This window comes from Glutamicibacter sp. M10 (assembly GCF_025452055.1).
Lineage (GTDB): Bacteria > Actinomycetota > Actinomycetes > Actinomycetales > Micrococcaceae > Glutamicibacter.
In genome coordinates this window covers 87,019-97,049 of the sequence record NZ_CP104918.1, presented here as the reverse complement: position 1 = coordinate 97,049, position 10,031 = coordinate 87,019, and the positions used below count along the sequence as shown (strand labels likewise).

The window sequence follows — 10,031 nt, the reverse complement described above, 5'->3', positions numbered from 1 at the left end:
CATCATGGCACCACGTATTGCCAGCACCGCGGCGGACGCCGTCGCAGAAATCAGTGACGGCTCCACCATCTTGATTGGCGGATTCGGCAATGCCGGACAGCCCATGGAGCTCATTGATGCGCTCATGGATTGTGGCGCCACCGATCTGACGGTGGTCAACAATAATGCCGGCCAAGCCGATGCTGGTCTGGCCCTGTTGATCAAGGAACGCCGCGTCAAAAAGATCATCTGCTCCTTCCCTCGCCAGTCCGACTCGTGGCATTTTGACCAGGCTTACCGCGCCGGGGAGATTGAACTGGAACTTGTTCCGCAGGGCAATTTGGCCGAACGCATTCGCGCCGCGGGAGCCGGCATCGGCGGCTTCTTCACCCCTACCGGCTATGGCACGTTGCTCGCTGAAGGCAAGGAAAGTCGGATTATCGACGGCAAAGGTTATGTCTTAGAAACGCCCATCCATGCCGACTTCGCCCTGATCAAGGCGCTGAAGTCCGACACCTTCGGCAATCTGGTGTACCGCAAAACCGCGCGAAACTTTGGGCCGATTATGGCCACCGCGGCCAAGGCCGCGATTGTGCAGGTTGATGAAGTGGTGGAGATTGGAAGCATCGATCCGGAGCACGTGATCACCCCGGGGATCTATGTTGACACCGTGGTAGCTCTTGGAGGAGAAAAAGAATGACGAATGTGCGCACCACCGAAGCAAAGTTGACCCGCGATGAAATGGCGCAGCTGGTAGCCCGCGACATTCCTGCCGGAGCCTTTGTGAATTTGGGTATTGGCCAACCGACCAACGTTTCCAACTTCCTTACGGTGCAGCAGGGCGTCACCCTGCACACCGAAAATGGCATGCTCGGCATGGGCCCAGAAGCCACCGGTGAAGACATTGATGAGGATTTGATCAATGCCGGCAAGATCCCGGTCACCGAACTAGCTGGTGCAGCCTACTTCCACCATGCTGACTCTTTCGCGATGATGCGTGGAGGGCACCTGGATGTTTGTGTACTTGGCGCCTTCCAGATCTCGCAGGCTGGCGACTTGGCCAACTGGCACACCGGCGCCGAAGGCGCGATTCCCGCAGTTGGCGGCGCCATGGACCTGGCCATCGGAGCCAAAGCGACGTGGGTGATGATGAGCCTGTTCACCAAGGCAGGTGAATCAAAGCTGGTGGAAACCCTGAGCTACCCGGTCACCGGGCTGGGTTGTGTTTCGCGGATCTACACCGAGGTTGCGATCTTCGAACTGCGCGATGGCAAGGTCTTTGTGCGCTCGACTCACGGCATCAGCTTCGATGAATTGCAGGCCAAGGTCCCAGTTGAGCTGACCTGGGCCTAGAGACACAGTAGATTAGTGGGGTGCCTTCCATCTGGTGGAGGGCACCCCATCAGAGTTTTTACGCATGCAAGGAGTATGGTGAGCGAGCAGGCAACACCTTCAACGTCGGTCCAGTCCCTGGCCCGCGGTTTGGCCGTCATCAGCTGCTTTGACGCGGAGCATATGTCGATGACTCTCTCCGAGGTCGCCGCACGCACCGAACTTTCACGGGCTACCGCCCGACGCTTTTTGCTCACCTTGCAAGAGCTGGGCTTTGTGCGTTCAGACGGCAAGCATTTTGAACTGACCTCCAAGGTTCTGCAGCTGGGTTATGCCTATCTGTCCAGCGCCACCCTGCCGCAGCTGATCGAACCAGTGCTTGAAGATCTCTCCGCGCAAGTGCATGAATCAGCCTCTGCCTCGGTACTTGATGGCACCGACATTGTTTATGTTGCCCGCGTGCACACCCGCTCGATTATGCGTGTTGGCATTTCTGTCGGTACCCGATTCCCTGCGGTCAACACCTCCATGGGTCGAGTGCTGTTGGCCTTTGGACCCGATGAGCTTCGCGAAGAAGTTTTGGCGCAGGGCTTTGAATCTCGCACTGGCATGGGCCTGAAAACGCCGGCAGCCCTGCGCAAGGAACTAGAAAAGATCCGTACGCAGGGCTACGCGGTAGTTGATCAGGAACTGGAGATTGGATTGCGCTCGGTAGCGGTACCAATCTTCAATGCAGACTCCACCGTGGCGGCGGCGATGAACGTGTCTATGAGCGTGCATCCGGCCAGCGAGCAGAGCGCTCAAGCAGCAGCCCAAGCGATCTTGCCTCGATTACTTCAGGCTGCCCAGCAGGTGCGCGAAGCCTTAGCCACTAGCCGATAGTTAGATGGTGCACGACGGTCGGTAGGCCGGATTGGCTGGCCCATCGGTGCTCAGTGCGTTGAGCACCAATCGATGCATTACCGGGTCATGGTTGATCGTCAGGTGACCGGAGAGATCTAATGGACACTTTTCTTGTATGAGAACATTGGTGACCTTCTGATCTGGACCGTCGAGGAACTGCGAACCGTACGGCGTGACAATTTCGTCGTACTTGGTGGTGATCACCGTGTAGTCCGGACCATTGACGGTGTCACCGATGGAGTTGAGCTCGGTCAAGAACTCACTTCCGGCCACCTGATCAATACACGCGTCGCAGGCGACAGCTCCAACAACACCGATCAGCTTCATACCGGTGCTCGACGGCGCGATGACTCCTTGGGTGCCATGGTTTGAAGGTGAAACGGCAACAAGGTCGTTGACGTACTTGGCTCCGCCCATGTACCAGCGAGGCATCATTCCGCCTTGGCTGTGCCCCACGATATCTACTTTCTGGGTTCCGGCGGCCGCACGCACCCGATCCACAAAATCACTGAGCTGTGCTGCGGATTCGCGGATATCACCGGTGCCCGATAGCCCACCTTCAAGCCCATAGTTCAAGGCGTAAACGCAGTACCCCTGGCGTTTGAGGGTTGGTGAAAGGGTGAGCCAGTTGTCGGCCATGGTTTCAAAAGTTCCGTGAACTAGAACCACTGGGGTGGGATGTTTTGCGCTTGGCACGCAGCTCCAGTTGTTGGCCCCGATGGGGCTGACATTCAGTGAAGCGGTGCTGGTGCTCTGAGCTTGAGCGGTATTTCCTGAACTTGGTGCGATGGCTGGTGCTGCGAGTGTAGCCGCGGCAAAGCATAGCGCAGCCAGGCCGGAGAGAATGCGTCGTTGAATGATGTCCTTCGGTGGCAGTGATGGAATACCACCCGTTACTTCCGAGTAGCATGTGACCATGATCACAATACTTTTACCGATTGTCTAGGGTTAGTGGTCGCTTACTTGGTTGATGACGTTGCATGTCGACGCGGGATAAGAGTGGACTCGTGTGCGCTGACAAGCTCGTTTGATTCAGTAGTGGATCTACCTTTAAAAAAGTAGTTGTAGCTTCAACTAAATACGTTATGCTGTTTTTGGAAGACTTTTCAAAGATCAGATGAGGTACCGCGAGCATGGCTCAACAGCTAAATGACGTACGCTCCACGCAATGGAGCGAGAGCCCTGAATCGGGTGCGGTGCTGCTCTTTTTGCACGGGTTCGGCTCTAATGAGCATGATCTGAGCACCCTCGCGGAACCACTTGGGCTGTCTCTGCCGTGGGCTTCGCTGCGTGCGCCTCTGGAATTGGGGTATGGCGGGGCTGCGTGGTTCGAGATCGTTACCCCTGGGGTTCCTGATGCGGCGCCGGTCGAAGCTGCGACCGAGCTGATCTGGGCATGGGTTGAGGAAAATCTTGCCCCTGAAATCAAGATCATCCCCATCGGATTCTCGCAGGGCGGGTTGATGGCAAGTCAGCTATTGCGAACCCGCCCTGAACGCGTGGTGGCTACAACAATCCTTGGTGGTTTTGTACTCGGCGCTACCCAACCCGGAGACGCGTCCCTTGCTAGGCAGCGTCCGGCCGTTTTCTGGGGCCGAGGCCAGCAGGATCAAGTCATTGCCCCGGTAGCTATCCAGCGGACCAGTGAATTCTTGCCTCAATATTCCATATTGACCGAACGTATCTATCCGGGTCTAGCCCATGGAATTAATGCGGACGAACTGTTGGATGTTCGCTCGCACGTGGCCAGCCAACTGGACGCTGCAGAATAAAAAATCGCCACTAGCTCACCTTTCGGTGAGGCTAGTGGCGACTCGGAATTAGTAGGCGAACTAGGCGGCCACGGTCCGTTCTACTTCTTCAATCTTTGCGTTCTCGTTAGCTAGACGCGTCTTATGCGCGCTCCAGATGTGAGTCGCGACCATCAAGGCTGCGCCGGGAATTAGCCAAATGATCAAGCGCAGGATATCCATGCCGATTCCTTGTCCTGGGAAGTAGACCATGGTCTGAACGGCATGTAGCCACCCGGCGCCATTCCAGAAGGTGTTCAGTGCGCCGAAGAATCCTGGCTGCATGGCTGGCTGGAAGATGCCACCGGAGCTGGTGAAGTTCAAGGCCACAAAGCACATGGTCAAGATCGGTGTGGTCCAGTGGCGAAGCATTGGGTGTAATCCCATGCCGAGCATGATGATCGAGACGGCGTAGACCCACGATGTTAGCCAAATGGCGGCGTAGTGATTATTGATAACGTGGTAGATCGGACCGGAAACAACCACGGCGATGGTCGAGATAACTGCTGCTGCTAGTGCTGCCAAAGCAAAGCGAACTGATAGTTTGACCTTGCCCATGAACCCGGCCAGTGGCACGGCGCTGGCGTAACCACCAATGCTCAGTGCGACGAGTAAGAAGAATAGACCCTGTCCACTAGTGTCGTTTTCTCCGGTAGGAACCACATCGGCAACGTGGAATGGCTGCCCCTGCTTATAGGCCACGTTCATGAAGACTTTTTGTGCGACGTTCACCGACGTTTCTGAAGCGGCGCTCGAAACGTAAAGCGTGGCCGAATCCTTGGTTGATTCGTAAGCGGCTACGATTTCACGATTCTCCACCAACTGCTGTGCGGACTGGTTGTCCTGGACGGTGCGCACATTCAGTGCTCCATCCGATTCATCTTGCAAAGTCTGCGCAAAAACCTTGGTGGCTGCAGAATCTCCAACCACTGCCACCTGCACATTGTGCGGGGTGGGCTGATGGAAAGCTCCGAGGTAGAACAAACCCATGATGGCGCACAAGAAGAACGGAATCAGCATGGTTCGCGCCAGCTTTCCCCATCCCTTCGGTGCAGGCTTAGGGGCGTAAGTTTGTGCGGCGTGGAGTCGGAATGCTTGGCAGCGGGGGTACTGGGGGCGGTGGTGTCGGTGGCAGTCATATGTTTTAAGGATACCGCTTGTGTTGCATTGTGCAACATAAAATCTTGAGTTCTCCGCCACGTACTAGACTCGGGGTTATGGGCAGGAAAGAACGGGAAACAGACATCGAGTCCGTCTACCATCACATGCAGATGATCACTCGACGAGCAAACTCACGCTCACGGCAACTTGCTGAGCCCTTGAGCACGGTGGAGCATTCGTTGTTACGGTTCATCGCCGATACGCCGGGGTCTCGGGCCACCGATATCGCCGAAGCGTTCTCACTGAATCGTTCAACGGTCTCGCGCCAAGTCGGTACGCTGCTCGATTTGGGCTACGCGGCTTACGACGATTCAGAAGCCGGACGAGGCCGCATTCTGGAGCTCACCAAATTAGGTCAAGAACGACTAGATGCTTCGGCTGCCGTACATCGAGCCGCGGTCATTGAGCGGTTGGAAGGCTGGAGCGCGGAACAAATTAGCGACTTCGCCGCAGCGCTTGAGCGCTACAACGAGGCAGATTCACAGTAGTCTAAGCAACCTTCACAAACCGTGGCCCACTGTAGCCGTCGCGGTCCACGGTCTCTTCGAACATTTCCAGCGGACGGGCCCAGAAGCTGTAGTCATCGTAGAGCTTGCGGTAGAAGACCAGTGGTTCCTCGGTTTCGCTGTGTTTGCCCACGGCCAGCACCTCGTAGCGTTGTCCTTTAAAGTGTTGGTAGATTCCAGCTTCGACGCTCATATTTCAGTCTTTCTGATCAAAGTAAGTAGTGTTTTTAGCGCGGTCCGTGGCCGGTGCCGCCACTGCGCTGAGTGAGCAAATGTTCCAGGACGGTATCCAGCACGGCCAATCCGTCTTTGACCCCGCCGGTGGAACCGGGCAGGGTGATCACAAAGTCTTGCCGGCAAAGCCGGCCACCCCACGAGTGATAATCGACAGCGGAGTTGAAGCCTCACCACGACGTCGGATGGCCTCAATAATCCCCGGAAGTCGCACATCCAAAAGTGGTTCGACCATCTCGGGGGACCGATCATCGGGGAGACCCCGGTGCCACCGGTAACGATCACTACCGAGGTGCCGGCGGCGAGCTGTTCTTGAACGGCATCGTGCACCGGTTGCCCATCGGCTACGACCAAGGGGTCTACCACTTGGAACTCGCGCTCACGCAGCCACCGGCGGATCAGCGGGCCGGTTTTATCCACGGCAGTTCCCGCAGCAGCGCTGGTCGAGGCAACCACCACCGCGGCCTGACGGTTAGTCTTCACGAACCCAGTCGCCACTTTTGCCACCGGACTTTGCCAAGACCTTCACGGAGCGAACCTCGGCGTGCTTATCTACGGCCTTGACCATGTCGTATAGGGTCAATGCGGCTACGCTGGCCGCCGTCAACGCTTCCATCTCCACCCCGGTGACGCCCTTGGTGGTTACCTGCGCGATAACACGCACCGCGGCATCCTGGGCCTCGAAGTCAATGGACACCTTGGAAATCGGCAACGGGTGGCACAGCGGAATCAGTTCCCAGGTGCGCTTGGCCGCCATGATGCCCGCAACCCGAGCAGTGCCTAAGGCCTCACCCTTAGGAAGATTGCCGGTCATCAGCATCGGAACCACGTCTTCGCGGGTGACAAAGATGGCCTCTGCGGTAGCAACACGCTTGGTGACAGCCTTGTCGCTGACATCAACCATGTGGGCGCTGCCGTCTTCACGCAGGTGAGTAAGTTTTTCAGACATTCATGCTCCAAGTTTCAATTTGCTGCCCAGCAGTCAGTTGGCTGACGCCGACCGGGATATGTACCAGCGCATCGGCGCGGGCCAGGTCGTGGACCAGATGCGAGCCCGGATCCAGGATTTCCACTTGGCCCTCGCGGATCACCGCCCGGCGTACCTGATGTTTATGCTCGGGTGAGCTGACATTGGCGGCCAGCGGGTAATGCTGCGATACCGGCTCGGGCAAAACGTTGAACTTGCGCAACAACGGAGCCAAGAACAATTCAGCCGATAACAGCGCACTAACCGGGTTACCGGGGAAGCACAGCACCGCTGCCTGAGGCAGTTGGGCGAAACCTTGCGGGCCACCAGGCTGGATGGCCACATGGTGGAAGGAACCACCCAATGGCGAAAGAGCTTGGCGGACCACCTCATAGGCTCCGGCACTGATGCCGCCCACCGTCAGAATTAGATCTACCTGTTCTTGCAGCGCATCAATAGCCAGTGCAAAGCCTTGAGGATCATCAGGTAGTTGCAGTGTGCGGACCTGCACCTGATAGCGGCGCAACCAAGCAACGAGCATGGGGGAGTTGGAGTCCGGGATCTGACCTTCGGAGCGCTGATCATCGCTGAGTTCGTCCCCGTGGTGCACACCGCCACCTTTAGGTCACGGCGTACACAAACTTCCCGCAGTCCACTGGAAACCAGCGCGGCAATCATGGTGGGGGTCAGCCGGGTTCCGGCTTTGGCTACCAACGCGCCGGCTTCCAGATCAACACCGACAGGGCGGATGAAGCGCCCCGGTTCACTGGGTGCGGTGAAAGTGGCCTGCCCGCTCGGGGCCCCTTGATTCGCTCGAACCAACTCAGGGAATGTTCCTGTGACGCTCTCTTCTACCGGGATCACGGTATCGGCGCCGAGCGGGATCATCGCACCGGTCATCACCGGGCTGACGGTACCTTCGGCCAAAGTGATTTGCTGATCGCCAGCGGCAGCGGTGAATCCGAGCGGCAAAGTCACCGGGGATGAAGATGTTGCAGTGGCCAGGTCCGCGCTACGTGCAGCGTATCCATCCATCTGCGAATTGGTGAACGCAGGGATAGGTAACTGGGCGTACAGATCCTCGCTAAGGATCCGATCAGCAGCCTCGGGGCTATCAGTGGGCAGCACTTCGCTATCTAAGGAAGCAAAGACCGGGGACAGCACGGCAACAAGTTCGGCTTGATGGTTTTCTAAGGTGCAGGTCATCGGTTATCCGCCAGCAAATGGTGGCAGAACATCCACCGTAAGATTTTCGGCTGAACCAAGCTCGCCGGCATCGCGGCGCACCACTCCATTGATCAGGAAACTTCCGGCACGCAAAACCTGTGCCATTTCTGTCCCGTAGGAATTGATCAGTTCGCTACGCAGCGTCGCGAGCGTTTCGGGGCGTTCCCAGCTCTCCTGCTCGCAGCCCGCTACTGCCGCCGCGGCAGCGAAGTAGCGTATCGTAATCTTCGACATGACTTCATGCTATCGCGCCACAGCGATAAGGAGCACGATGAAAAGTGAACGCGACTTTCCCGCGCTTGTAGCCCCCGGGCCAGCACTGCGCGAAGAACAGGCTGCACGAGCCGCGCGCCAACTAACCCTGCCCGGATTTGATGACACCGCGCAGCGCAGACTGGCTGCCGCCCGGGTGCTGGTCATCGGCGCCGGAGGACTAGGCAGCGCCAGCGTCCCTTATCTAGTCGGAGCAGGCGTAGGCACCATCGGCATCGTTGATGATGACGTCGTGGAGCTATCTAACCTGCATCGCCAAGTCACCCACACCACCGCCAATATCGGGCTGGCCAAAACCACTTCACTGGCTCAAGCTGCCACAGCGCTGGACCCAAATGTGGAAATCATCGAGCATAATCTGCGCTTGGATTCATCCAATGCGTTAGAGATCTTTGCGAATTATGACTTGGTTATCGACGGAAGTGACAACTTCCCGACCCGCTACCTGACCAATGACGCGGCCCAACTCACCGGCATTCCATTGATCTGGGGCTCCATCCTGCAACACCACGGACAAGTCTCCGTGGCTTGGCACGAACACGGCCCCGGCTACCGTGACCTGTTCCCGGTGCCACCGGCCCCGGGCACCGTGCCCGACTGCGCCGCCGGGGAGTGCTACCGGGATTGTGCGGAACCGTCGGCTCGCTGTTAGCCACCGAAGCGATGAAGTTGATCGCCGGAATCGGCACCCCGCTGGTGGGCAAGGTGCTGATCTATGATGCGCTGGCCGCCAACACCCGAACCCTCGAATTCTCCCGGGACCCGCAAGGCACTGAAGTCACCGAGCTGATCGACTACGTGCTCTTCTGCTCTGGTTCACTACCCGAAGCCCAGAGCATCAGCGCCCAAGCGCTCGCCGAATTGCTAGCCGGAACGGACGCTCCGGTGTTGTTGGACGTACGCAATGATGACGAACGCGCGCAGCAGCACATTGCCGGTTCCTTGCATCTACCCCTGCCGGAATTGGAAGCCGCGATTGAATCGGGCGCAGCTCTAGATCAGATCCCAGAGCAGGTGACGGTCTACTGCGCTCGTGGTCCGCGTTCGCAACGCGCAGCATCCTTGCTCGCCGGTCAAGGCATCACAACGAATTACCTTGAAGGCGGGCTTCCCGCACTGGCTGAGGTGGCCCCGCAGCTGCTGGCCGAACCCGCACCTACCGAAGGAGCCCGCTCGTGAGCTACGCGCTGATCACCGAAGAACCCATCGACGAGGCCGCAGTCCGCGATGCCGTGCAGTCCGATACCGCCGGAGCGGTAGTGCTCTTCCACGGAATCATTCGCAACCACGACGGCGGCCAATCAGTGAACTCTTTGGACTACTCGCACCATCCGCAGGCACAGGACTTCCTTGAGAAGATCATCGCCGAGGAAGAAGAACGCACCGGTCTGAAGCTCTCGGCAGTGCACCGCGTAGGTCCGCTGAAGATTGGTGATGCAGCGTTGGTCGCTGCCTCGGCGGCCGCGCACCGCAAGGAAGCATTCGATGCGATTGAGAACCTCGTGGAACGCATCAAGGCCGAGGTCCCAATCTGGAAGAAGCAGCACTTCACTTCCGGCAGTTCAGAATGGGTTGGGCTGTAGACGAAGTATTGCTTGAATCCTTGGAACAGCAGTCTTGGAGACTCTTTCAGTCCGTTAACAAGACGCGCCTCAGGCA

16 protein-coding genes and 1 pseudogene are annotated in these 10,031 nt (G+C 57.8%); 8 read left to right on the top strand and 9 right to left on the bottom strand.

Annotation, left to right across the window (positions count from 1 at the left end; all coding sequences use genetic code 11):
* Positions 1-4: 4 nt before the first annotated feature.
* From N6V40_RS00515 to N6V40_RS00505, 3 genes are all read left to right on the top strand, one after another.
* Positions 5-679 carry a 3-oxoacid CoA-transferase subunit A gene (locus N6V40_RS00515; protein ID WP_131090459.1) on the top strand — a complete coding sequence of 225 codons (675 nt, stop codon included), beginning with the start codon at positions 5-7 and terminating at the stop codon, positions 677-679.
* Positions 676-1,332, top strand: coding sequence for a 3-oxoacid CoA-transferase subunit B (locus tag N6V40_RS00510; protein ID WP_131090458.1), 657 nt, complete (start codon positions 676-678; stop codon positions 1,330-1,332). The genes N6V40_RS00515 and N6V40_RS00510 overlap by 4 nt, the downstream gene beginning before the upstream one ends.
* Positions 1,333-1,407: 75 nt before the next feature.
* Complete coding sequence (locus tag N6V40_RS00505; RefSeq protein WP_131090457.1) at positions 1,408-2,193, top strand: IclR family transcriptional regulator domain-containing protein; 786 nt, start codon at positions 1,408-1,410, stop codon at positions 2,191-2,193.
* Here the strand turns inward: N6V40_RS00505 and N6V40_RS00500 are convergent, their stop codons facing one another.
* Positions 2,194-3,132, bottom strand: a complete 939-nt coding sequence (locus tag N6V40_RS00500) for an esterase/lipase family protein (RefSeq protein WP_262198516.1) — start codon at positions 3,130-3,132, stop codon at positions 2,194-2,196.
* Between the two features lie 215 nt (positions 3,133-3,347).
* Here N6V40_RS00500 and N6V40_RS00495 point away from each other — a divergent pair, with 215 nt between their 5' ends.
* Positions 3,348-3,986: an alpha/beta hydrolase gene (locus N6V40_RS00495; RefSeq protein ID WP_262198515.1), complete on the top strand. Its 639-nt coding sequence runs from the start codon at positions 3,348-3,350 to the stop codon at positions 3,984-3,986.
* A gap of 60 nt (positions 3,987-4,046) precedes the next feature.
* Here N6V40_RS00495 and N6V40_RS00490 read toward each other — a convergent pair whose 3' ends face one another.
* Positions 4,047-5,024 carry a hypothetical protein gene (locus N6V40_RS00490; protein WP_262198514.1) on the bottom strand — a complete coding sequence of 326 codons (978 nt, stop codon included), beginning with the start codon at positions 5,022-5,024 and terminating at the stop codon, positions 4,047-4,049.
* A gap of 197 nt (positions 5,025-5,221) precedes the next feature.
* Here N6V40_RS00490 and N6V40_RS00485 point away from each other — a divergent pair, with 197 nt between their 5' ends.
* On the top strand, positions 5,222-5,653 hold the full coding sequence (locus N6V40_RS00485; protein ID WP_131090454.1) for a MarR family winged helix-turn-helix transcriptional regulator: 432 nt from the start codon (positions 5,222-5,224) through the stop codon (positions 5,651-5,653).
* 1 nt (position 5,654) lies between these two features.
* Here the strand turns inward: N6V40_RS00485 and N6V40_RS00480 are convergent, their stop codons facing one another.
* The 7 genes and pseudogenes from N6V40_RS00480 to N6V40_RS00455 form a co-directional block, all read right to left on the bottom strand.
* On the bottom strand, positions 5,655-5,864 hold the full coding sequence (locus N6V40_RS00480) for a DUF1653 domain-containing protein (RefSeq protein ID WP_131090453.1): 210 nt from the start codon (positions 5,862-5,864) through the stop codon (positions 5,655-5,657).
* Between the two features lie 147 nt (positions 5,865-6,011).
* On the bottom strand, positions 6,012-6,140 hold the full coding sequence (locus N6V40_RS17175; RefSeq protein ID WP_315973818.1) for a molybdopterin-binding domain-containing protein: 129 nt from the start codon (positions 6,138-6,140) through the stop codon (positions 6,012-6,014).
* Positions 6,141-6,217: 77 nt separating this feature from the next.
* Positions 6,218-6,325, bottom strand: a pseudogene (locus N6V40_RS17170) (MogA/MoaB family molybdenum cofactor biosynthesis protein); the annotation flags it as partial.
* 52 nt (positions 6,326-6,377) lie between these two features.
* Positions 6,378-6,854, bottom strand: coding sequence for a cyclic pyranopterin monophosphate synthase MoaC (gene moaC / locus N6V40_RS00470; RefSeq protein ID WP_131090451.1), 477 nt, complete (start codon positions 6,852-6,854; stop codon positions 6,378-6,380).
* Positions 6,847-7,413 carry a molybdopterin-binding protein gene (locus tag N6V40_RS00465; RefSeq protein ID WP_262198511.1) on the bottom strand — a complete coding sequence of 189 codons (567 nt, stop codon included), beginning with the start codon at positions 7,411-7,413 and terminating at the stop codon, positions 6,847-6,849. Before N6V40_RS00465 ends, moaC begins: the two co-directional genes overlap by 8 nt.
* Complete coding sequence (locus N6V40_RS00460) at positions 7,305-8,078, bottom strand: molybdopterin-binding domain-containing protein (RefSeq protein WP_262198509.1); 774 nt, start codon at positions 8,076-8,078, stop codon at positions 7,305-7,307. The genes N6V40_RS00465 and N6V40_RS00460 overlap by 109 nt, the downstream gene beginning before the upstream one ends.
* Before the next feature lie 3 nt (positions 8,079-8,081).
* Positions 8,082-8,333 (bottom strand): MoaD/ThiS family protein, encoded by a 252-nt coding sequence (locus N6V40_RS00455; RefSeq protein WP_262198507.1) that lies wholly within the window; start codon positions 8,331-8,333, stop codon positions 8,082-8,084.
* A gap of 37 nt (positions 8,334-8,370) precedes the next feature.
* Between N6V40_RS00455 and N6V40_RS17165 the strand changes: the two genes are divergently transcribed.
* Genes N6V40_RS17165 through N6V40_RS00445 form a run of 3 tightly spaced genes read left to right on the top strand, consistent with a single transcriptional unit; the run spans position 8,371 to position 9,955 of the window.
* Positions 8,371-9,024: a HesA/MoeB/ThiF family protein gene (locus N6V40_RS17165; RefSeq protein WP_315973734.1), complete on the top strand. Its 654-nt coding sequence runs from the start codon at positions 8,371-8,373 to the stop codon at positions 9,022-9,024.
* Positions 8,997-9,551: a rhodanese-like domain-containing protein gene (locus N6V40_RS17160; protein WP_315973733.1), complete on the top strand. Its 555-nt coding sequence runs from the start codon at positions 8,997-8,999 to the stop codon at positions 9,549-9,551. Before N6V40_RS17165 ends, N6V40_RS17160 begins: the two co-directional genes overlap by 28 nt.
* On the top strand, positions 9,548-9,955 hold the full coding sequence (locus N6V40_RS00445) for a molybdenum cofactor biosynthesis protein MoaE (RefSeq protein ID WP_022875540.1): 408 nt from the start codon (positions 9,548-9,550) through the stop codon (positions 9,953-9,955). The genes N6V40_RS17160 and N6V40_RS00445 overlap by 4 nt, the downstream gene beginning before the upstream one ends.
* Positions 9,956-10,031 lie beyond the last annotated feature (76 nt).